The organism is bacterium (assembly GCA_035703895.1).
Classification (GTDB): Bacteria; Sysuimicrobiota; Sysuimicrobiia; order Sysuimicrobiales; family Segetimicrobiaceae; genus Segetimicrobium.
The window spans coordinates 1-22,161 of record DASSXJ010000332.1; the positions used below are offsets into that span (position 1 = coordinate 1).

22 protein-coding genes are annotated in these 22,161 nt (G+C 66.9%); 6 read left to right on the forward strand and 16 right to left on the reverse strand.

What is annotated here, in order from left to right; translation table 11 throughout:
* The first annotated feature begins 25 nt into the window (after positions 1 to 25).
* From VFP86_21835 to VFP86_21850, 4 genes are read left to right on the forward strand one after another with little or no spacing between them, the layout of a single operon-like run.
* On the forward strand, positions 26 to 2,329 hold the full coding sequence (locus VFP86_21835) for a xanthine dehydrogenase family protein molybdopterin-binding subunit (GenBank protein ID HET9002291.1): 2,304 nt from the start codon (positions 26 to 28) through the stop codon (positions 2,327 to 2,329).
* The gene (locus VFP86_21840; protein ID HET9002292.1) at positions 2,326 to 3,300 is read left to right on the forward strand and encodes a TIGR03619 family F420-dependent LLM class oxidoreductase; all 975 of its coding nucleotides are present in this window, start codon (positions 2,326 to 2,328) and stop codon (positions 3,298 to 3,300) included. Before VFP86_21835 ends, VFP86_21840 begins: the two co-directional genes overlap by 4 nt.
* Positions 3,301 to 3,325: 25 nt before the next feature.
* Positions 3,326 to 4,267: a CoA-transferase gene (locus VFP86_21845; protein ID HET9002293.1), complete on the forward strand. Its 942-nt coding sequence runs from the start codon at positions 3,326 to 3,328 to the stop codon at positions 4,265 to 4,267.
* A gap of 1 nt (position 4,268) precedes the next feature.
* The gene (locus VFP86_21850) at positions 4,269 to 5,030 is read left to right on the forward strand and encodes a CoA-transferase (protein ID HET9002294.1); all 762 of its coding nucleotides are present in this window, start codon (positions 4,269 to 4,271) and stop codon (positions 5,028 to 5,030) included.
* Here the strand turns inward: VFP86_21850 and VFP86_21855 are convergent.
* From VFP86_21855 to VFP86_21925, 15 genes are all read right to left on the reverse strand, one after another.
* Positions 5,022 to 6,305, reverse strand: a complete 1,284-nt coding sequence (locus VFP86_21855) for an ArgE/DapE family deacylase (protein HET9002295.1) — start codon at positions 6,303 to 6,305, stop codon at positions 5,022 to 5,024. The genes VFP86_21850 and VFP86_21855 overlap by 9 nt on opposite strands.
* Positions 6,295 to 7,110: a DUF1989 domain-containing protein gene (locus VFP86_21860; GenBank protein ID HET9002296.1), complete on the reverse strand. Its 816-nt coding sequence runs from the start codon at positions 7,108 to 7,110 to the stop codon at positions 6,295 to 6,297. Before VFP86_21860 ends, VFP86_21855 begins: the two co-directional genes overlap by 11 nt.
* A gap of 32 nt (positions 7,111 to 7,142) precedes the next feature.
* Positions 7,143 to 7,856 carry an ABC transporter ATP-binding protein gene (locus tag VFP86_21865; protein ID HET9002297.1) on the reverse strand — a complete coding sequence of 238 codons (714 nt, stop codon included), beginning with the start codon at positions 7,854 to 7,856 and terminating at the stop codon, positions 7,143 to 7,145.
* Positions 7,857 to 7,863: 7 nt separating this feature from the next.
* Positions 7,864 to 8,658 (reverse strand): ABC transporter ATP-binding protein, encoded by a 795-nt coding sequence (locus VFP86_21870; protein ID HET9002298.1) that lies wholly within the window; start codon positions 8,656 to 8,658, stop codon positions 7,864 to 7,866.
* 15 nt (positions 8,659 to 8,673) lie between these two features.
* The gene (locus VFP86_21875; protein HET9002299.1) at positions 8,674 to 9,786 is read right to left on the reverse strand and encodes a branched-chain amino acid ABC transporter permease; all 1,113 of its coding nucleotides are present in this window, start codon (positions 9,784 to 9,786) and stop codon (positions 8,674 to 8,676) included.
* Positions 9,787 to 9,807: 21 nt separating this feature from the next.
* A complete protein-coding gene (locus VFP86_21880; protein ID HET9002300.1) occupies positions 9,808 to 10,725 on the reverse strand; it encodes a branched-chain amino acid ABC transporter permease in 918 nt (305 codons plus the stop codon).
* Between the two features lie 62 nt (positions 10,726 to 10,787).
* On the reverse strand, positions 10,788 to 12,008 hold the full coding sequence (locus VFP86_21885; GenBank protein HET9002301.1) for a branched-chain amino acid ABC transporter substrate-binding protein: 1,221 nt from the start codon (positions 12,006 to 12,008) through the stop codon (positions 10,788 to 10,790).
* Between the two features lie 165 nt (positions 12,009 to 12,173).
* Positions 12,174 to 13,118 (reverse strand): proline dehydrogenase family protein, encoded by a 945-nt coding sequence (locus VFP86_21890; protein ID HET9002302.1) that lies wholly within the window; start codon positions 13,116 to 13,118, stop codon positions 12,174 to 12,176.
* 19 nt (positions 13,119 to 13,137) lie between these two features.
* On the reverse strand, positions 13,138 to 14,406 hold the full coding sequence (locus tag VFP86_21895; GenBank protein ID HET9002303.1) for a Glu/Leu/Phe/Val dehydrogenase: 1,269 nt from the start codon (positions 14,404 to 14,406) through the stop codon (positions 13,138 to 13,140).
* Positions 14,407 to 14,448: 42 nt separating this feature from the next.
* The gene (locus tag VFP86_21900; GenBank protein ID HET9002304.1) at positions 14,449 to 15,645 is read right to left on the reverse strand and encodes a S41 family peptidase; all 1,197 of its coding nucleotides are present in this window, start codon (positions 15,643 to 15,645) and stop codon (positions 14,449 to 14,451) included.
* Positions 15,646 to 15,664: 19 nt separating this feature from the next.
* The gene (gene ftsX / locus VFP86_21905) at positions 15,665 to 16,588 is read right to left on the reverse strand and encodes a permease-like cell division protein FtsX (GenBank protein HET9002305.1); all 924 of its coding nucleotides are present in this window, start codon (positions 16,586 to 16,588) and stop codon (positions 15,665 to 15,667) included.
* 13 nt (positions 16,589 to 16,601) lie between these two features.
* Positions 16,602 to 17,288: a cell division ATP-binding protein FtsE gene (gene ftsE / locus VFP86_21910; protein ID HET9002306.1), complete on the reverse strand. Its 687-nt coding sequence runs from the start codon at positions 17,286 to 17,288 to the stop codon at positions 16,602 to 16,604.
* 38 nt (positions 17,289 to 17,326) lie between these two features.
* Positions 17,327 to 18,097, reverse strand: a complete 771-nt coding sequence (gene surE, locus VFP86_21915) for a 5'/3'-nucleotidase SurE (protein HET9002307.1) — start codon at positions 18,095 to 18,097, stop codon at positions 17,327 to 17,329.
* Positions 18,097 to 18,627 (reverse strand): macro domain-containing protein, encoded by a 531-nt coding sequence (locus tag VFP86_21920; protein HET9002308.1) that lies wholly within the window; start codon positions 18,625 to 18,627, stop codon positions 18,097 to 18,099. The genes surE and VFP86_21920 overlap by 1 nt, the downstream gene beginning before the upstream one ends.
* A gap of 73 nt (positions 18,628 to 18,700) precedes the next feature.
* The gene (locus tag VFP86_21925) at positions 18,701 to 19,879 is read right to left on the reverse strand and encodes a HEAT repeat domain-containing protein (protein ID HET9002309.1); all 1,179 of its coding nucleotides are present in this window, start codon (positions 19,877 to 19,879) and stop codon (positions 18,701 to 18,703) included.
* Between the two features lie 149 nt (positions 19,880 to 20,028).
* Between VFP86_21925 and VFP86_21930 the strand changes: the two genes are divergently transcribed.
* Entirely contained in the window at positions 20,029 to 20,376 is a 348-nt protein-coding gene (locus VFP86_21930; protein ID HET9002310.1) for a hypothetical protein, read from the forward strand.
* A complete protein-coding gene (gene hpt / locus VFP86_21935; protein ID HET9002311.1) occupies positions 20,373 to 20,972 on the forward strand; it encodes a hypoxanthine phosphoribosyltransferase in 600 nt (199 codons plus the stop codon). Before VFP86_21930 ends, hpt begins: the two co-directional genes overlap by 4 nt.
* Here hpt and dinB read toward each other — a convergent pair.
* On the reverse strand, positions 20,930 to 22,120 hold the full coding sequence (gene dinB, locus VFP86_21940) for a DNA polymerase IV (GenBank protein ID HET9002312.1): 1,191 nt from the start codon (positions 22,118 to 22,120) through the stop codon (positions 20,930 to 20,932). The two genes, hpt and dinB, sit on opposite strands and share 43 nt — an antisense overlap.
* Positions 22,121 to 22,161: the final 41 nt, after the last annotated feature.

A 22,161-nucleotide genomic window follows, 5' to 3' on the forward strand; every position in this document is an offset into this window, starting at 1 on the left:
CGCGCGAGCCGGGAGGCGACGTAGCATGGGCATCGTGGGCAAGGCGCTCCCGCGCTTCGATGTCGCCGACAAGGTCGACGGGGCAACCTTGTACGCGGCCGACTGGAGCCTTCCCGGGATGCTGGCCGGTCGCATCCTGCGCTCCATTTACCCGGTCGCGCGGATCCGACGGATCGACGTCACACGGGCGCGCGCCCTGCCCGGCGTGGCCGCGGTGCTCACGGCGGACGATATCCCCTGTAACACCATCCGTGAAGACGCCACCGGGGCACACTGGGCCCCGTTCGACACACCGGTGCTGGCGGCAGGCCGGGTGTGCTACCAGGGGCAGCCCCTGGCCCTTGTGGCTGCCGTCTCCGAGGTGGCGGCCCGGGCCGCGTGCGACGCGATCGACGTGGACTACGAGCCCCTGCCTGGTGTGTTCGACGTCCAGGCTGCGCTCGCGCCCGGTGCTCCCCGCGTTCATCCGGACCGGGAGAACGTCCTCATCCACTGGCGGCTCCGACAGGGCAGCGTCGACGAGGGGTTCCGGCGGGCCGACGTCATCGTCGAGCGTACCTACCGCACCCAACGGGTCGACCACGCCTACCTCGAACCGGAAGCGGGCGTGGCGTGGATCGACGGCGACGGCATCGTCACCATCCGCTCATCGACGCAGGTGATCGAGCACTTCCGCGAGATCGCCGAGGTCCTTGGCCTCCCCCACAATCGCGTGCGGGTCATCGCGCCGTTCCTCGGTGGAGGGTTCGGCGGAAAGGAAGACATGACGGTCGAACCGTATCTGGCGCTCCTGGCGTGGAGCACGCGGCAGCCGGTGCGCATGGTCTGGAGCCGGCAGGAGTCGCTCCTGGCCCGCCCCAAGCGCCATCCCTTCATCATGCGCTGCCGGACGGGGGCGGACCGGAATGGACATCTCACGGCCCAGGAGATCACGCTGCTTGGCGATGCCGGGCCCATCCCGCTCCTCAGCCCGCGCGTGCTCTTCGCCGCGCTGGTCGTGGGCGCAGGACCGTACCGCGTGCCCCACGTCAAGATCGACGCTAAAGCGGTGTTCACCAACAATGTGCCGACGAGCGCGATGCGCGGGTTCGGCGCGATGCAGGTCACGTTCGCCTACGAATCCCAGATGGATCTCTTGGCCGAGCGCCTCGGGATCCCCCCGCTCGAGATCCGTGCTCGGAACTTTCTTCGGAAGGGAGACCGGCTGCCCACGGGCGAGACGATCGAGACGCACGTCGCGCTGCCCGAGGCCAGCCGGCGCGCGCTCGATGCGCTGGGGGACCGGAGCCGCCCGTCGAGCGCGTCGGCAAAGGTGGGTCGCGGGTTCGCCTGCAACATCCAGCCGTACGGCCGGACCGTCTGGTTCCGGGATCAGGCCAGCGCGTGGATCGGGTTCGAGGCGGATGGATCGTTGGTTATCCGCGCGGGAGTGACCGACCTCGGAGGGGGCCAGGCGGCGGCGCTGGCGCAGATCGCCTCCGAGGTGCTCGGGGTCTCGCCCGACCGCATCGCCGTTCACATCGGCGACAGCGCCCTCACTCCCCTCACCGGCGGCACGTTCGCGACCCGCCAGCTCTACATGTCGGGAAACGCGGCGTGGAAAGCGGCGCGGGAACTTCGGGCGCTCGTCGTCCCGGTCGCCGCCGGGCTGCTGGAGGCGTCGGGACCGGACCTGCAGTTCGCGGACAACGAAGTGCGCGTCGGCGGGAGCCCGGACCGAAGGATCGCACTCGCCCGGGTGGTGGCCGAGTGCCGCCGCGCCGGCGTGCCGGTCGCGCACCTGTCGGTGTTCCGAGGAGAGCAGGCGCCGCCCGTGGACAGGGAGTCCGGCCAGGGGAAGACCTTTCCGGACTACACGTTCGGGTGCCACGCCGTCGAGGTCGAGGTCGACACGGAGACGGGGACCGTCACCGTGCTCAAGCACGTGGCGTGCCACGATGTGGGACGCGCGATCAATCCGCAAAGTGTTGCGGGCCAGATCCAAGGCGGCGCCGTCATGGGGATCGGCCAGGCGCTCCTGGAGGAGATCGCGCTCGAGGAAGGCAACAACCTGACCACGCTGTTCGCCAACTACCTCATCCCGACTTCTCTGGACGTCCCCGACATCCGGCCGATCGTGCTGGAGTCCGGCGAAGGCAAAGGGCCGTTCAATGCGCGGGGAATCGGGGAGCCGCCCACGGGGCCGCCGCCGGCGGCGATCGCGAGCGCGGTGTGGGATGCGATCGGCATCCGGCCGCTCGAACTTCCGATCGCGCCTGAACGGATATTCGACGCCCTCGAAGCCCAACGAACCGACGCCGGGGGCGGGACTCCGGAGGTGACTCGGTGACGGGACGAGAGGTCCGGTTCGGGGTCGCGCTCAAGAACTTTACTCCCTATCCGGATGAGCCGAGTATCGACGAGATCGTGACGTTCACGACCCGCGCGGAGGCCCTCGGCTTCGAATCGGCGTGGGTGTGGGATCACATTTTGTTGGGCTCGAAGCGCCCCTTCCCGTATCTCGAGTCGCTCGCCACCCTCACGGCGCTCGCCATGAAGACGCAGCGCCTCCAATTGGGCACAGGGGTCCTGGTGCTGCCCCTGCGCAACCCCGTCGTCCTCGCGAAGGTCCTCACGAGCCTGGACCACATCTCCAAGGGGCGGCTGATCCTGGGGGTCGCCGCGGGCTGGTACGAGCGGGAGTTTGACGCGTGTGGCGTCCCCTTCAAGGAGCGGGGCAAGATCTTCGTGCGGAACCTGGAAGTCCTCAAGCGGTTTTGGACCGAGGATCAGGTGAACGGCGCGGCGAACGGCTATGTCTTCAATCGGTCGGTGATGCTGCCCAAACCCCTCCAGCGGCCGCGGCCGCCGATCCTCTTCGGGGGCTATGTCGACGTGGTGCTCCGGCGCCTCGCCCGGCATGGTGACGGGTGGCTGACCTACTTCTACACGCCGGAGAGCTTTCGCCGGACGTGGGCCAAAATCCGATCGCTCACCGAAGAGGCCGGCCGCGATCCCGCCGCCCTCCGGAACGTAAGCCAGCTTCCGATCTATGTGGCCCCATCCTTCGAAGAGGCGGACCGGGGCGTACGGGATTTTATCGCCCGATACTTCGACGCCGCCCCCTGGAGCGAGTCCACCGCGGACAGCTCGATTCGCGGGACGCCGGACCAGTGCGCCGAGCAGCTCGCCGCCCATATCGCCGCCGGCGTCGAGCACATCGTGCTGGTACCCTACGACTACCGCCTGGACCAGTTGGAGGTCATCGGCCGGGAGATCCTGCCGAATCTCCGCGGGAGGATCGCGGGGGTGCGCGCGTGACCGCGCCGTGCGGCCGGACGGCGCGATGACGTTCGTCGAGGCCCGGCGGCGCCTGGAAGGGAAGGACCGTGGCCTCCGCGACAAGCGCATGCCGGCCGGGGACGCGGCGCGGCTCGTGCAAGACGGGAACCATGTCGCGATCGGTGGGTGCCTGTATTCGCGGACGCCCCTCGTCACGCTGCGGGAAATCCTCCGGTTGCGGCGCGTCGACCTCACCCTCTCGCGCAACCTGATGTGCTACGAGGGAGAGCTGTTCTTGGTCGCGGGCGCGACCCGATCGCTCGTCACGTCTTGGATCGGGATCGGACTTCCGTGGGGCCTCTCGCGGATCGTTCGAGAGTTCGTCGAGAGCGGGCAGGCGCGCCTCGAGGAATGGAGCCACCTCGCGCTCGGCCTGCGGTATCGGGCCGCGGCGATGGGGATACCGTTCCTCCCCACACTCTCGATGCTCGGCTCGGACCTGCTCGGGCGCACGAGCGCCCGCACGATGATCTGTCCATTTACCGGGGAGACGTTGTGCCTGGTCCCCGCGCTCTTTCCGGACGTGGCGGTGATCCACGTCCACCGGGCCGACTGCTTCGGCAACGCCCAGATCGATGGATATCCGCACATGGACCCCGACCTGGCCGCGGCCGCGGCCACGGTGATTCTCAGCGCCGAGGAGATCGTCTCGACCGACGAGATCCGGCGAACCGCGGACCGCACGGTCATCCCGTTCTTCACCGTGGACGCGGTCGTGGAAGCCCCGTTTGGCGCCTACCCGCACGAGTGTTATGGCCGCTACGAGGCAGACCTCGAGCACATCGGCGGGTACGCGCGCGGCGTGACGGCCGGAGGCGCCGCCGCCGTTCGGGCCTATCTGGACGAGTACGTCTACGGTCTGGACACGTTCGACGCGTACCTGGAGCGTTTCGGCACCGGCCGCCTCCGCCGTCAACAGCAGGCCGCGCAGGAGCTTACGCGCTAGCGTGGCCGCGAGCGCCTCTGAGCTCCTGGCCGCGACCGCGAGCCGGCTGCTCGCCGATCACAAGATCGTGTTTGCCGGCGTCGGCACCCCGCTCCTCGCGTCCGCGCTGGCGAAGTCCACCCACGCGCCTCACCTGACGATCGTCGTGGAGGGCGGCGTCGTCGGGCTCGAGGTCCTGCCCGGGCGCCTGCCGATCTCCACCAATGAGATGCGGGCCGGCCGCCGAGCGGTGATGCTGCCGTCGATCACGCAGACCTTCCTCTATGCCCAGCGCGGATTCTTCGACTACGGCTTCCTGGGGGGCGCCCAGATCGATCCGCACGGCAACATCAACACCAGCGTGATCGGGCCGCCCGACCGGCCCCAGGTTCGCCTGCCCGGCAGCGGGGGCGCGTGCGATATCATCACCCACTGTCGGGAGATCTTCATCGTCACGATGCACGAGCGCCGGCGGTTCATCGAGCAGGTCGATTTCATCACGAGCCCCGGCTACCTTGGCGGCCACGATGCCCGCCGCCGGGCTGGGCTGCTGTTCGGGGAGATCACCACGGTGATCACCAATCTGGCCCTGATGCGCTTCGACTCGGAGACCAGACGGATGCGGCTCGATGCCCTCCAGGCCGGGGTCACGATCGATCAGGTACACGAGCAGACGGGGTTTGATCTCCCGATCGCACCTAAGGTCGGCGAGCTTCCGGCCCCCAGCGACGAGGAGTTGCGGTTCCTCCGGTTGCTCGATCCGGACCGGCTGTTCCTAAGCTGACGGCGGTTCTCGATTACACCAATCATGGATGGCCAGCGCCAGTACCTTGGCGGCGATGACCACGTTTTCGACGGGGACGTGCTCGTTCATCGCATGCATCTGGCTCGTCGGTCCCGGGCCGAAGATCACCGTCGGTGTGTGCCCCTGCCGGATCAGAAAGCGGGTGTCTGAGGCCCCCATGCGGGCGCTCAGCACCGGTTCCTTCCCTGTCACCTGCCGGAACGACCGGTTGATGGCATCCACAATAGGGTGGTCGGTCGGGATTTCCGCCCCGGCCGCCACGTACCCGCCCTTCGTCGTAAGTTCAGCGGGGTTGTGTCGTAGCCAAGGGTCTGCCTCGCAGACGCGCATGATCTGCGCCCGCAGTTGCGCCTCGGCCTGGGCGGGGTCTTCATAGGGCATCAACCCCATGCTGCCCCGCAGGGTCGCTTCCTCGGGCGTAATGCTGGGGAACGTCCCCGACTGGAACATGGTAACGGCGCAGGGGAGCGCGCCGCGGTTATCGGGAAAGAGGGGATGCCGGAGGTCCTGAATCCGCATGGCTTCCAGCGCCTCCACGGCCCCGACGAATTTCATGGCTTTGTCGATGGCGCTCACCCCTTCCCACCTCGCGGAGATGCCGGCCGGCTTCCCCCGGACGCGGATCGTGAACCACATCCGCCCGATGCACGCCGGCATCACCTCGAGATCGCTGGTCTCGCAACAGATACCGGCATCCGCCCGATAACCCCGTTGTACACACCCGAGCGTCCCGAGACCGGTCCGCTCCTCGTCCACCACGTACTCGAGGGTCACGTCGCCCCGAGGCCTGAGCCCCATGTCTTTCAAGATGGCGACGGCCATCGTCATCGCCGCCACGCCGCCTTTCATGTCGGACGCGCCGCGGCCCCACACCTTGCCATCGGCAAGGGATCCCGACAAGGGCCCGCGCGCCCACTCGCCCAACGGCTCCAACGGCACGGTGTCCACGTGGCCGTTCAATAGCAGCGATCGCCCGGCGCCCCGTCCCTTCCACACGCCGACGACGTTCGGCCTCCCGGCCAGCGGTTTCTCCGGCTCGAGGAATCCAGGATACTGCCGAAGGACGTCCGGGTCGGTATCGAACCGATCTACCCGCAGGCCCAGTTCCTTGAGGTGGTCCGCGATGAAGGCCTGAATTTCGGTTTCGTTTCCCGTGACGCTGTCAAATTGCACGAGACGCTGCAGAAATGCCACGGTCTCGCCCCGCCGCTCTTCCACGGCGGCGATGATCTGCCTCGGGGTTTCAGGATCCATCGCGCAACCCGTGCATCCCCTGGTAGTCCATCGGCAAAGTGGGCTCCCAGCCCGCCAGAAGCCGGGGCGCCGGTTGATAGACCTCCACGCCGAGCGGCCGGCATGTGCCGAGCGGGTTGTCCCGGGCGGGCCCCCACATTTGCACGGACAGATCCCCGTGCGGGCACGTGGAGAGAGCACAGAGCACGTCCATTTCCGCGAAGAACTCAAAAAAGTCCCCCAGCTTCGCCGGGCTCGGTTTCACAAAGTACCGGCCATCTCGCGTCAGCCCCGTGACCATGAAGATGTTGAGCACATCATGGACGTCGAACTCGGTGAGCCGGTAGGGCATCACGGCGCGCACGAGATTGGAGTGGCAACAGTAGTCGAAGTCTTCCCCGTTGAGCAGTTTGTGCACGTACGGATCGCAGCGCGTTCCCAGGAGATCATGGCACCCGGCTCCGTCCTCATCGACGCCGTAGTGAATGGTGTCGTTGGTGATCGTCAGCATCGGCCGGAGATACGGGAGGCACGACCACAGCCGGTCGTAGGTCGTGACGTGCGTGCGGTACAACTGCCGGGTGCGCGCCGCCCAAAACCGCTCGCGGGGGTTATGGCGGCTCCAGACATTGAAGTCGGCCACCTGGGGACCGTCGGTGATGACGATCCGGCACAGCTGACCGGCGGCCACGGTCCAGGCCGCCCCGGAACGAGGAGGCACGACGAACCGCTCCACAGGGGTCCGCTCCTCCACGTCCCTGGCCAGGCGGCCGTAGAACTCGCGGTTTGCCTCAAGCGCCGTGACGACGCCGTGGTCGTAGAGAATCCTTGGCTCTGCCACCGGATACCCCCTGGAGCCTAGACCTCGCCGAGGTAGCTCTTCCGGACCTGATCGTTCTGCCGAAGTTTGTCGGCTTGGTCGGTCATGACGATCCGCCCCGTCTCCAGCACGTATCCTCGCTGCGCGATCCCGAGGGCCATCAGCGCGTTTTGCTCGACAAGGAGGATGGTCACCCCCTGGGCGTTGATCTCCTGGATGGTCTTGAAGATGAGCTCGACGAGCACCGGGGCCAACCCCATCGAGGGCTCATCGAGGAGGAGAATCTTCGGCCGGGCCATGAGGCCGCGGCCGATCGCCAGCATCTGCTGCTCGCCTCCGGAGAGCGTTCCGGCCGTCTGGGCGAGGCGTTCTTCGAGACGCGGAAAGAGCCGGCAGACCCGCTCGAGATCTCCCTGGATCTCTTGGCGGTTCGTCCGGGCAAAGGCGCCCATCTCAAGATTGTCCCGCACGGTCATCCGCGGAAAAATCCGGCGGCCTTCCGGCACCAGGCACACGCCCCTCCGGGTGATCTCGTGGGGAGGCAGGCCGTGGATCGGAGCTCCGTCGAGGAGGATCGTCCCCGGGCGGGGCCGCAGGAACCCGGTGATCGTCTTCAGGGTCGTGCTCTTGCCTGCGCCGTTCGCCCCGATCAGGGTGACGATCTCCCCTTGCTCCACGGCAACCGAGATCCCGTCGAGCGCATGGATGCGCCCGTAATACGCGTGGATGCCGTCGACTACGAGGCTCGGCATAGGGGGATCACGTGAGCGCGGCCTTGCCCAGATAGGCCTCGATCACCCGCGGGTTCCGCCGGATCTCATCGGGGGTGCCCTCAGCAATCACCTCGCCGTGGTCAAGCACGGTGACCCGGTCGGCGACGCCCATCACGACCCGCATCTGGTGCTCGATGAGGAGCACGGTGAGGCGGAGCTCTTTGCGGAGGCGGCGGATGAACTCCATGAGCCGGCGTGCCTCCTCCGGATTCATTCCGGCCGCCGGCTCGTCCAGCAGCAGCAGGCGGGGTCGGAGGGCCAGGGCCCGAGCGATCTCCAGGCGTCGTTGATCACCGTAGGCCAGGTTCTTGGCCATCTCATCGTCATGCCCTTTGAGCCCGACGAAGGCGAGGAGGTCACGGGCATCGCGATGGGCTCGCACTTCCTCCGCGACGACGCCGGGCGCACCGGCGACGATCCGAACCGGATCCGCCGTGAGGTGGCTGTGCATGCCGATCAGGACGTTTTCGAGGGACGTCATGTTGGCGAAGACCCGAATGCTCTGAAACGTTCGGGCGATCCCCAGCCGGGCGATCTCGTGAGGCTTCCGCCCGGTGATGTCCCGACCGGCTAGCGTAATCACGCCGGCGTTCGGGCGGTACAGGCCGGCGATGACGTTAAAGAACGTGGTCTTGCCGGCGCCGTTGGGACCGATCAGGCTGACGACGCTCTCCTGGGGAACCGTGAAGTCGACGTGGTTCACCGCCACCAGGCCCCCGAACGTCTTGGTCACGCCCCGCGCATCTAGGAGCACAGAGGGGTGAGGCTCACTCGGGGGCATCCGGCGCGTCCCTCCTCACGGCCCGGCGTGTGGGGGAGGACCCCCCGCCGGAGATCCGGCCGCCGAGACATCGGCAGGAGGAATCTCCGTGGCCACGCTCTCTCGCTCGGTGATGATCGCCCGGATCCGCCGTTCGGGGAAGATCCCCTCGGGCCGCAGCAGCATCAGGAACACCAGCCCCAGTCCGTACAGCAGGAACTTGAGGTTCACGAAGTTGAGCTTCGTGAGGAAGAGGATTCCCCAGGCGTGTCCAAGGTTGTTCGACCACTGCGTCAGGTCGGCGAGGAAGAGCGTTTGGAACTCGTAGAGGATGGCGGCGCCTGCGATCACGCCGAAGACGTTTCCCATCCCGCCCAGGACCACCATTGCCAGGATCGTGAACGACACCGTGAAATTGAACTGGTCGGGGCTCACGACCCCGAGCTTAGCGACGTACAGCGCCCCCGCGAACCCAGAGAAGAATGCGCCGAAGGAGAACGCCAGCAGCTTCGTTGTGACGAGATTGACCCCCATCGAGGCCGCCGCGATCTCATCCTCTCGAACGGCCAGCCACGCACGCCCGAGCCTGGAGTCCCGCAGGCGGAGGACCCCGATGACGGATACCACGATGATCACGATCAGCGTGTAGTAATAGGGGAGCGGATTGAATCCGAACTGGTACCCGAAGAGGGTCGGCTGATCGATCCCGACGATGCCGTTGGTCCCGCCGGTGTATTTGGGCAGGTTCAGAAACACCGTCGGCACGATCTCGCCGAAGCCCAGCGTCACGATCGCCAGGTAATCGCCCCGGAGCCTGAGGGTCGGCGCCCCCAGGAGCGCGCCGAAGACGCCGGCGATGATCGCACCGACCAGCAGCATCGGCCAGAACGGCAGGTGCAAGTGATAGAACGGTGAGGCGGCGAACGCGTACGTGTACGACCCGATCGCAAAGAACGCCGCGTAGCCCAGGTCGAGGAGCCCGGCAAAGCCCACGACGATGTTGAGGCCGAGCGCGAGCAGCACGTACACTGCCGCATCGGCCCCCGCGTTGATGTGCCCGGCGTTGTGGTCGACGAGCGGAAACAGGAGAAGGACAAGGAGGATCACAAGCGCGGTCCGGTACGGGACGAGCCGTTTGAGAACGCGCACGCCCATTCTCTGCAACGAGCGCTACGTCCGTTCCGGGAGCTGCTGACCCAGCAGGCCGGTGGGGCGGAAGATCAGCACCAGGATCAGCACGGAGAAAATCGTCACCTCCGCCCACTGGAACCCGACGTACTGCGCGGTCATCACCTCGACGAACCCGATGACGAACCCGCCGAGGGCCGCCCCGGTCGTGTTCCCGATTCCTCCCAGCACGGCGGCGGTGAAGGCGATGAGCCCGGCGCGGAACCCGTTGATAAACCAGACGTTCCCATAGTACAGCCCGGTGATCACCCCGCCCGCGCCGGCCAGCACCGACCCGATGAAGAACGTGAGGGCGATCGTCTTGTTGATGTCGATGCCCATGATCTCCGCGGCCATCCAGTCCTGGGCGGTGGCCCGCATGGCCTTCCCCAGCTTCGTCCCCTGCACGAAGAAGTGGAGGGCCAGCATCATGACGATGGATGAGAAGATCACGACGAGCTGCATCTGTCCTACGCCCACGGCGCCGAGATTGAAAAAGGGGTTCGGGAGCACCTGCGGAAACGGCACCGGGGATGGCCCCATCCAGAGCTGCAGGATGTTCTCAAGGCTGAACGACACGCCGATCGCGGTCAGGAGGGGGGCCAGACGCTGCCGTCCACGCAGCGGGCGGTACGCGAACCGCTCGATCACCACCCCGGTGGCCCCCATGATCAGCATCGCTGCGAGGAACGTGACGATCAACGCAAACGCGAGCGCTGCCGCGGCCATATGTCGCGTCGCGCCGAGGAGGGTGAGGGTGGCGAGGGCCACAAACGACCCCGCGGTATACACGTCACCGTGGGCGAAGTTGATCAGCTCGATGATCCCATAGACCATCGTGTACCCGAGCGCAATGACGGCGTAGATTGCCCCCAGGGTCAGGCCGTTGATGAGCTGCAGGACGAGGAGGTTCCAGTCCATCAGATGTGCGCGTGAGGGACGGCCCCCGGCCGTCCCTCACCCGGCGTGAAAGACCGCGGCCGCTACAACGTAAAGTTTATTTGGTCCAACCACTCCCACTTGCCGTTCTTGACCGTGTAGACGCTGACGATCTTGTTGGTGGTGTCGCCATTCTTATCGAACGAGAAGGTGCCGATGATGCTCTTGTAGTTCTTCAAGTTGGCGACCCACGCCCGCACCTTGGCGCGATCCGGCCCGACGGCCTTCACCGCGTCAATGATGATTTTCGCCGCCACGTACCCGTTCGCGCTGTACGCGCCTGGGTCGGATTTGTACTTCGCCTTGTACGCAGCCAGGAACCCCTTCGCGGTCGGCAGCTTCTCGGCGTTCTCCGCCGCGACCGTGCCGTAACTGCCGTTCGCGTCATCCCCGGCGACCTTGAGGAACTCGTCTTCCACGATGCCGTCGCCGCCCTCGTACGGAATGGTCAACCCGACGTCTTTCATTTGCTTGCGGATCAGGCCGCCGCCGGTCGTGGTCACCCCGCCGAAGAACAGCAGGTCCGGCGCCTTGGCCTTAATCGCGGTGAGGATCGCGTGGAAGTCCTGCGTCCCCTTGGGGATGCCGTCGCGGCTCACGACGGTTCCGCCGAGCTTCCCAAACTCTCGTGCGAACTCGTCGGCGATCCCTTTCCCGTACGTCTCCTGGTCATCGAGAATCGCGACCTTCTTCAGCTTGAGCTTCTTAAAGGCGTAGTCGGCCGCGACCGGCCCCTGCAGATCGTCGGTGGGGCACACCCGGAAGTAGTTGATCTGGGTCGGGTGAGCCTTCCGCACGTCGAGGGCGCCGAACTCCGGCTTGGTGAGCCCGGGGTTTGTTTGGGACGGACTGATCTGCACGACGCCCGCCGCGTTGGTGATCGGGATCGTGGCCTTCCCGACGTTGCTGTTGAAGTTGCCCATGATCCCGACCACAGCGGAGTCGGCCAGCAGCTCCTGGACGTTCTTGGCGCCCTGAGCCGGATCGTGCACGCCGTTCACGGCGTCGTCCTTGAGGACTTCCTCGAACATCATGCCCTTATAGCCGCCGGCCTTGTTGGCCTCATCGATCGCCAGCAGAACCGCGTTGTTCGTCGGCTCCCCGTTCGGGGCCTCACCGCCGGACATCGGCAGGTCCACCCCGATCTTGATCGTCTTCCCGGCCATGGCCGCACCGTTCGCGGGCTGCAGCCCTCCGCTTCCGGGACCCATCGCAATCAGGCTGATCACGGCGAGGCCGGCTAGAAGGAAGAGTAATCTACGCACGCTATCGCCCCCTTTTCATTCTCTGTGCTTCAGGGGCTCACCACGACCTGCTGGGTGGCCCCCCGAAGACGCTTTTGTAAATCCTCTTACGTTCAGGACGGGGGAAAGAGTTCTGTGCCTGCCGCCCACCCCCCTTCACGGAAGCTCGGCGGGACGGCCGCACCCTCACGCCACCCGCCCCGCGACTGCCCCCCCTCCGCCCCGCTCCCGCAGCAGGCTCCCGACGACGAAGATGACATTGGCTGGGCGTTCCGCCAGTCGGCGCATGAAATATGGGTACCACTCCCCGCCGAATGGGACGTAAACTCGGACCCGGTATCCCTCCCGGCGGAGCCGGATCTGGAGGTCCCGCCGGATGCCGTAGAGCATCTGAAACTCAAACCGATCCTGGGCGATCCCATAGGTGGCGGCCACCTCCCGGGCCGCCGCAATGAGGCGTTCGTCGTGGGTGGCGATCGCCGGGTAGACGCCATCCCGCAGGAGCCGTTCGGTCAGCCGCGCAAACTCGGCATCGACGTCCCGCTTGTGTGGAAACGCGATCGACGGGGGCTCTGCATACGCGCCCTTCACCAGCCGGACCCGGACGCCCCGGGCGATCAACCGTTCTACATCCGCCTCGCTACGGCGAAGATAGGACTGAATCACGACGCCCACGTTCCGGTGTCCGGCCGTCCACAACCGCTCGAACAGGTGGAGGGTCCGCTCCGTGTAGGGGGATCCCTCCATGTCGATCCGGACGAAGGTCGCGCCGGCGCGGTCCAAGATCCGCGCGAGCAGCGTCTCACACAGCCCCTCGTCGAGATCCAGCCCGAGCTGGGTCAGCTTCAGGGACAGGTTGCTGTCGACCCGGGTCCGGTGCAGTTCGTCGAGGATGGCCGCGTAGGTCTCGGCACTCGCCGATGCCGCCGCCTGGGTGGCCGTGTTCTCACCGAGGAAGTCGAGGGTCGCGGCGAGGCCGGCGGCGTTTAGGGCCCGGATCGCCGAGATGGCCTCCTCCAGGCGCTCGCCCGCCACGAACCGCAGCGCCGCCCTCCTGAGGACGGCGTGCCGCAGGGCGAATTCCGCGAGACCCCGCTGCTGAGAGAGCGCCAGAAAGATCGGCCGCAGCATCAGGCCCGGCCGATTGTCGCTACGGGTAAATGCCCCGCGTCATCAACGCGTCGGCGACACGCCCGACCGCGCGGACGAGCGCGGCCGTTCGCAGCTCCACCTTACGCTCTTGGGACACCGCGAGCACCTCGCGGAAGCTGCGGACCATGATCCGTTCCAGGCGCTCGTTGATCTCCTCTTCGGTCCAGAAAAACGACTGCAGGTCCTGCACCCACTCAAAGTAGGACACCGTCACCCCGCCGGCGTTCGCGAGAATGTCGGGGATCACGAGCGCCTTGCGGTCGCGAAGGATCTGATCGGCCTCGGGCGTCGTCGGCCCGTTGGCGCCCTCCACGATGATGCGCGCCTTGACCCGCGAGGCATTCTTCCGGGTGATCTGCCCCTCGAGCGCGCTCGGCACCAGGATCTCGCACGGCAATTCGAGGACGTCCTCGTTGGTGATCGCGTCGCCCTTGCGGTACCCGCCCACCGTCCCCGTCTGTTCCTTGTGGCGAATGACATCGGTGGGATCGAGGCCCTTCTCGTTGTACACCCCGCCCCGGCTGTCGGTCACGGCGATGATCCGGCACCCCTGCTCGTGCAGCAACGACGCCGCGATGCTGCCGACGTTGCCGAATCCCTGCACGGCGATGCGGGCCCCTTGGAACGGCATCCCCAGGTGGCGGGCCGCCTCCCGGGCGACGATCATGACCCCGCGGCCCGTCGCTTCGATCCGCCCCTGCGAGCCGCCGATGGAGATCGGCTTGCCCGTCACGACCGCCGGCACCGAGTACCCGCGGTGCATGCTGTATGTGTCCATGATCCAGGCCATCACCTGCGGCGTGGTCCCGACATCCGGCGCGGGGATGTCGCTCTCGGGGCTGATGAACATGGAGATCTCGGTCGCGTACCGGCGGGTCAGGTGCTCCAGTTCTTCCTGCGAGAACTCTTTGGGGTTGCAGACCACCCCGCCCTTGGCGCCGCCGTACGGTAGTCCGACCACCGCGCACTTCCAGGTCATCAGCATCGCGAGCGCGCGGATCTCGTTGAGTGTGACGTCAGGATGATAGCGGATTCCCCCCTTCGTCGGGCCGAGCACCGTACTGTGGTGGATGCGGTATCCGGTGAACACGCGCACCGATCCGTCCTCGAGCTGGACGGGAAAGTTGACCGTCAGCTCCCGCTTGGGGTGGCTGAGGAACTCCCGGATCCCTCGTTTGAGGGACAGGAGATCGGCCGCCATGCCGAACTGCTCGAGCGCCACCTGCCAGGGATCGTCACGAGATATGGTCACCGCTTCCTTCGCCATCGCGCTGTCCTCCGTGTCTGCGTGATCTTCGAATCGTTGACCTCACTTGAGACGGGCGCGGAGCACCTCGATCGCCCGGCCCAGCTGCTGATCCTGAATCCGTCGAATGTCCTCGACCGACTTGCCTTCCAACCGGGCGCCGGCCGTCACGTCGGGCGTGAGCCCGACCTTGTGGATCGACCGTCCGGAGGGAGTCAGATACTTGAAGGTCGTGATCGCCGCGCCCGAGCCTCCGGGGAGCGGAAATACCGTCTGCACGACGCCTTTCCCGAACGTCTGCACCCCGACCAGCGTCGCCAGGTGGTCGTCCTGTAGGGCTCCGGCCACGATCTCGGAGGCGCTGGCCGTAAATTCATTCACGAGCACGACCACCGGCAGGTGCAGGCGCGCGGTCCCGTTGGCCTCCTCGCGCGTGCGCTTTCCGTCACGATCCACGGTGGACACGATCGTCCCGGTCGGGATGAACTCGTTGGCCACCCGCACCGCCGAATCGACGAGACCGCCTCCGTTGCTGCGAAGATCGACGATCAGTCCCCGCGGAGACTGACTGAGGGTCGTCGTCACGGCGCGCGTGAACTCATCGCCGGTGCGCTCATCGAAGGTGACGATTCGGAGATACGCCAGTTTGAGCGCCCGCAGCCGGTCCCGGACTGCCGTGTCCAGCACATCCTCACCGGACACGCTGGGGGCTTGGATCACGTCGCGGGTGATCGCGACCGCACGGGTCTCGCTCCCGCGGGTGACCTGCAGGTGGACGGTCGTGCCCCGGGGGCCGCGGATCAGTGAAACGGCGCGCTGCAGCGCCATATCGTGCGTGGGGCGCCCGTCGATCTGCACGATCCGATCCCCGGCCAGCAGTCCGGCCCGGGCCGCCGGCGTGCCGGGGATCGGGGAGACCACAATCACCTGGCCGTCTTTGAGGTCCATGATGATGCCGATCCCGGTGAACTGCCCGGAGAAGGCCGCTTCTTGAAATTCTTTGAACGCCTGGGGATCCATGAACCGCGTGTACGGATCATCGACCGCGCCGAGCATCCCCCGGGCGGCGCCATAGAGGAGTTGGGTGTCGTTCACCTGACGGTCGATGAACCGCGTCTCCACGAGCCGCTCGAGGTCGCGAAGCAACCCAAACGAGGCCGGGACGTTGTTGGCCCGCCGGAGAGCGGTCCCGTAGCCGGCGGCAAACACGGCCGCGATCAACACGACCACCCCGAGAGTACCGAGCACACGCCGGTTCATGCGAGACCTCCGCGATGTCCTAGTGCGCGAGAAACCGCCGGACCGCCAGCAGGCTGCCGCCGATCCCGATGAGGACGCCCCACAGCATCAACTTCCAGGCAAGGTCGCGGGCAACCTCCAGCGGGGAGAGCAGCGGCAGAAACGGCAGCGATCCGCCCGCCGTCCACGCCAGCCACGCATACACGCCGGTGATCAGGATGAGTGCCGCGCAGGCGGCCACCGCGCCGGTGATCGCCCCCTCGATGACAAACGGCCAGCGGATGAACCATCCGGTCGCGCCCACCAGCCGCATCACCTCGATTTCCATCCGTCGGGCGAAGACGGTGAGCCGGATGGTGTTCACGATGATAATCATGGCGACGAGCGCCAATCCGGCGCTGGCGACGAGGCCGGCAAGGCGGACGAGCCGGGTCACCGCCGTCAGTCGATCGATCGTCGGGCCGCCGTAGGACGCGTGCTCGACCTGGGGAAGCCGGCCGGCCGCCTCCGCAATCGCCTCCAAGCGCTCCGGGCGGTCGGCCGTGACCGCGAACGATGCCGGCAGCGGGTTGTGCGACAGGAACTCTTTGAGGTCGACCTTGCCTCCCAACCGCTGCTGGAACGAGGCGAGCGCATCCTCTTTCGAGACGAACGCGACCTCCGTCACCCCCGGGAGCCGGAGCAGCCGGGTCCGCACCGCGCCGACGTCACCGGGCCGGAGGCCCTCATGCAGATAGACAATCACTTCCAGTCTGTGTTCCACGCTCGCCGCCAGCAGGTCCAGCGTGCCGGCCACGATGAAGGCGGCCCCGAGCGCCGTGAGCGTGACCATCGTGATCGTCACCGCCGCCACGCTCATCAGCCCGTTGCGCCTGAACCCTTCCACGCCCTCCCGGAGAAAGTATGGCGTCCCGCGCGCGGGACGCGCCCGGCCGTCGACGCGAGGCGCCGATGCCGGGCGCACCACCCCCTCGGGCCTAGTGGCCGCCGGCATACAGCCCCCGGGCCTCGTCCCGGATCACCGCGCCGCGGTCGAGCGCGATCACCCGTTTCCTCAAGATGTCGACGATGGTCTTGTCGTGCGTGGTCACGATCACGGTCGTGCCGCGCAAATTGATCCGGGAGAGCAGCTGCACGATTTCCCACGAGGTGTCGGGATCGAGGTTCCCGGTCGGTTCATCCGCGACGAGCAGCGGCGGGCGATGCACCAGCGCCCGCGCGATGCTCACCCGTTGCTGCTCGCCCGCGGAGAGTTCCCTCGGGATCGCGCCCGCCCGCGCGGCGAGCCCCACGACCTCCAGGACCTCTCCGACGCGTGGGGCGATCTCCGACGGCGGGGCGCCGGTCACCTCCAGCGCGAACGCGACATTCTCCCAGGCCGTCTTGCGCGGCAGCAGCTTGAAGTCCTGAAACACCACGCCGACCCTGCGCCGGAGAAACGGCACCTGCCGAGCGGGCATCTGCGTCACATTCCGCCCCCCCACGAGCACCTGACCCGACGACGGCAGCTCTTCCCGGTAGACCATCTTGGTGAACGTGGACTTCCCCGTCCCCGTGGGCCCCACGATGAACACAAACTCCTCGGGCTCGATCCGCAGGGTCACATCTCGGAGCGCGCAGACGCCGTTCGGGTAGACTTTGCTCACCTGTCGAAACTCCACCATCGCCGCCTCACCGGACCGCGACGGCGGATGCCCGGCCGCTACCGGCTCGGGACCGCGAGATTCCATGATCGCAACATCGGATAGAGTTCTTCATGCGTCATGTCGAGCCGGAGCGGCGTGATCGAGATCCGGCCCTCGGTCACCGCCCGCGCGTCCGTCCCGGGATCGGACTCCCCGCCGTTTGGCGATCCGGTGAGCCAGTAATAGTCGCGGCCCCGGGGGTCCGACCGTTTCTCCAGCCGGCTCACGTACCGCCGAGAACTCTGCCGGGTGATCTCGACCCCCCGGATCTGTGCGGCAGGCAGGTTCGGCACGTTGACGTTCAAGAAGGTATCGCGCGGGAGCCCATGGCGTACGACCTCGCCGGCGAGCTGGGCCGCGAAGACGGCCGCGCCCTCCCAGCGGATGTCCGTGAAGGACGCCACGGAGATCGCGATCGCCGGGATCCCGAAGAGCGACGCCTCGACCGCCCCGGAGACCGTTCCCGAATAGATGAGATCCATCCCAAGATTTGCCCCGGCGTTGATCCCCGACACCACGACGTCGGGCGGAGTCCCCAGCAGATCGAGCACAGCCAGCACCACGCAATCCGCCGGTGTGCCGTTCGTCGACCAGGCGGGCACCGCGGTATCGCCGAGGGTCGTGCGCACCACCCGCAGCGGCTTGTGCAGGGTGATCGCATGGCTCGCCGCGCTGCGCTCGTGCTCCGGGGCGACGACGAAGGTGTCCGCGGCCGACCGCATGGCTCGGGCGAGCGCCAAGAGACCCGGGGAGCTCAACCCGTCGTCGTTCGTGAGCAGCACCCGCATCAGGCGTTCTCGCCGGAGGCGGCCAACCGATGCAGCGCGCTCGTGAACTCGCGGTACGCGGTCTCGTCGAACAACGCGAACAGGACCTCGTCGGGCCGGCCCGCGCGGGACAGGTGCGCGACGGTTTCTTCGAGCATGGCGGCTGCCGCCCGGTCGAGCGGAAAGCCTCCGACGCCGGTCCCGAGCGCAGGCAGCGCCACGCATTGGAGCCCGAGACGCTCCGCCAACCGCAGAGCGCTCCGGGTGGCCGCGCGGATATCCCGTTCACTGGTCACGAGATCCTGCCCCATCGTGACCGCATGGATCACATATCGGGCAGGGAGCCGCCCGGCGGCGGTCGCGACCGCTTCCCCGATCGGAATGGGCCCCTGGCGCACGGCGTCCTGCTCGATCTCCTCGCCGCCGCGCCGCTTGATCGCCCCCGCAACGCCGCCCCCCATCCAGAGATGATCGTTGGCGGCGTTCACCACCGCGTCGCAGGGGAGAGATGTGATATCGCCCTGCACGATCCGGACGCGTGCGCGCCCCACCGGATGCACAGCTAGGGAAGACTCGGGACTCATACGCGCCGCAGAGGACGGAGGACCGCGCTCGGCGGAGCGGTCAGTCTTGATCGCGCCACCAGTCGGGCGACACGTCCTTTTTCTTGTAGGTCTTGACCACCGGCCGCGTGCCGGCCTTCTCGCGGGCCACCCGCTTCCGGAGCTCTTCATATTCGTGCAGGTTGGTGAGGACCTTGAGGGCGTCCCAGATCGCTTCCTCGATCTGTTCGCCATCCTTCAATAGGAGCCCCACGAGCGGCTCGATCACGCGCTTGTCCCGCAGCTTGCTCAAGAGGCGGATCGCGAGCCGCTTGACGTCCGGATCATCGTCGGCGAGGTAGCGCAGCAGGTGCTCAAACGTCGCATCCCCCATCAACGCGAACAGCACCTTGAGGGAGAATCGCCGGACCTTGACGCTCGGGTTCTCCATCGCCGTATTGAGGACCGCGAGCACCTGCTCGCGGTTCTCCTGAGCGAACGCCTGCACCACCTCCACCGGGAGACCGACCTCGCGATCGCCCGCCGGCAACAGGAGCACCCCGCGCTCCTCGAGACGACCGATCGTGCCCACGACGGTCTCTTGAAGGCGGGGATCGCTCAAGAACACGCGCAGGATGGGTTCGGCAACCCGCTTGTCACCGATCCGCCCCAGAATGGTCAGCGACGTCAGGCGGACGTAATAGTTGTCGTCGCCGAGCACGGCCATGAGGGGATCGATGACCCGCGGCCCCATCTCGGTCAAGATCCGCCAAATCTGGGGGCCGATCCGCCGCCGCAGGTAGCGATCCTTGAACGCTTCCATGAGGAGGGGGACGGCCTCGGGACCGATCCGCGACAAGGCTTCCGTCGCCGCGGCGACGAGCGAGCGCTCGCGTCGGGCGAGCACCTTGATCAGCGCTTCGACCGCGCCGGCGTCGCGGAGCTCTCCGAGCCCCTTGACCGCCTGCAGGCAGACCTGCTCGGACCGATCGGCCAGCGCCGCCCGCATCGCTTCCATGGCTTTGGTGCCGCCGATCCGGCGTAGCGCCATGACCGCGCTCTTCCGAACATACTCATCCGGATCGCGCAGGGCCTCGCCGAGTGCGGCGACCGCGCGTTCATCCGCCAGTTTCCCCAACGCATGGGCCGCGTCGCTGCGCAAAGTGACATCGGCGCTCTTGAGCTCCTGCAGAAGCCGCTCAAGCTCGCGGTTGGAGGCCTGGGGATCTGCCTGAGATCCCGTGTTCGGCGCCGTGGTCATTGCCCGAGCTCCTCCGCTAATAGTAACACTCGTTCTCCGCCCTGGCGATGCTTTCCTTGATTAATTCTACATCGACCGCTATACTAATGTTGCGGAGGGCCCCATCAGGCCCAGCGGAGGGATGCACGAGGCCAGTGAAGGCCTCCAAGGTGAGCGCAACCGACACCGTCCGATTCGCGCATCGAAGCGAGGCGGAATTCGCAAAGATCCTCGATTTTTACGGGATCCGTTGGCAATACGAGCCCCGATCGTTTCCCCTGGAGTGGGACGACCGCGGTCGCGTGATCGAGAGCTTCAATCCGGATTTCTTTCTTCCCGAGTACGATCTGTTCATCGAGCTGACCACGCTGAAGCAGAGCCTCGTCACGCGCAAGAACCGTAAAGTGCGGCGCCTCCGAGAGCTGTACCCCGGAGTGAACATCAAGATTTTCTACGGCCGGGACTTCCGGCAGTTGCTGCTGAAGTACGGGATGCGTTCGGCCGCCGCGGCCCGGTGACGGGGACCGCGCAGGACATCGAGGAGATCCTTCTCCCTCGAGACCGGATCGCGGCCCGGGTCGCCGAACTTGGGCAGGAGATTACGCACGACTTCGCCGGGCGCTCTCCGCTGCTGATCTCGGTGCTCAAGGGGGCGGTATACTTCCTCACCGATCTCAGCCGCGAGATCGAGATCCCGCTCTCGCTGGATTTCATGGCGATCACGAGTTACGGGAGCGCGCGCGCGCAGAGCGGCGTCGTGCGGCTCATCAAAGACCTCGACATCGAGATCACCGGCCGCCATGTGCTGTTGGTGGAGGACGTCATCGACACGGGCCTCACCGCCGGGTACCTGTTGCGCCTCCTGCAGGCGCGCTCCCCGGCCAGCCTGCAGATCTGCACGCTGCTCGACCGTCCACGACGGCGCATCCTCGAAGCGCTCCCGATCGCCTACCGAGGGTTCGAGATCCCGGACCGGTTCGTCGTGGGGTACGGCCTGGACTACCAGGAGCGCTATCGCCATCTCCCGTTCATCGGCGTCCTCAAGGAGGTCGTGTTCCAAGACCTTCCTCCTCAGCCGGAATCGGCGTCGGGGGAGTCGACCTCGCGGGCCTGACGGACGGTGCCCCCGCCGAACCGCTCGTTGATCGCATCCTTGACCTGATCGACCCGCCCCTGCGCGTCCTCGTCGCCGAAGAGGGACACCTGCGTCAGGCCGGCGCGATCCAACCCAGACACGCTGATCCCAATCAGCCGCACCGGACGCGGCAGGGACCCGAGGCGGTCGAGAAGTCCCGCCGCCGCGCGCAACAGGGCGCCGCCGGAGTTCGTCGACGTCGGCAAGGTGAGGGCCCGCGTCAAGGTGTGGAAGTTTGAGTACCGCAACTTGAGCGTCACGGTCTTGCCTCGAAGGCCCTCCGCCCGGAGGGAACGAGCCACATCCTCGGCGAGCACACCGAGGGTCCGGACGAGAAGATCGCGGTCCCCGGTATCCTGATCGAACGTCGTCTCACGACCTACCGACTTGGTCTCGCGGGTCACGTCGACGGGACGGTCGTCCGACCCCCGGCTCAATTGCGCCAGGTGCTCGGCGGCAAACCCGAGCGCGGCGCGCAGCACGGACGTGGGCGTGCGCTGGAGGTCTCCCACGGTGGTGACCCCCAGTCCCCGGAGCCGCTGATGCGTCTGCGCGCCCACTCCCCACAGGACGGTCACGGGCAAGGGGGCGAGCACGGCGATCGCCTCGTCGGCGCGGATCTCGCGGAGTCCATCGGGCTTCGCGAGCTCGGATCCCAGTTTAGCGAGGAACTTGTTGGGCGCCATGCCCACGGAGACCGGCAGGTGGAGCGTCTCACCGATCCGGGCCTTGATCGCGCGGGCGATCTCGAGCGGAGCGGCCCCGCTGCTCTGCCCGGGTGCCGGGCACCCGGTGAGATCGAGGAACGCCTCATCAATCGACACTGCCTCGACCTGCGGCGTGAACGTGTCGAGCAGCTCGAACAACTCAGTGGACACGGCGCGGTACTTCTGCATATCGACGGGCAGGAAGACCGCCTGAGGACATCGCTCAAAGGCTTCGCCGACCGGCATCGCCGACCGGATGCCGTACCGGCGGGCCTCATAGGAGGCCGCGGCCACAACCCCCCGCCTGCCGGGCGCGGCCCCGACCACAACGGGCAACCCTCGATACTGCGGGCTATCCCGCGCCTCGATCGAGGCGTAGAACGCGTCCATGTCGACGTGGACGACCAGGCGGTTCTCCATCGCAATCCCGCCTTAGGGCGAACGTCTGTTCGCTCACCTGA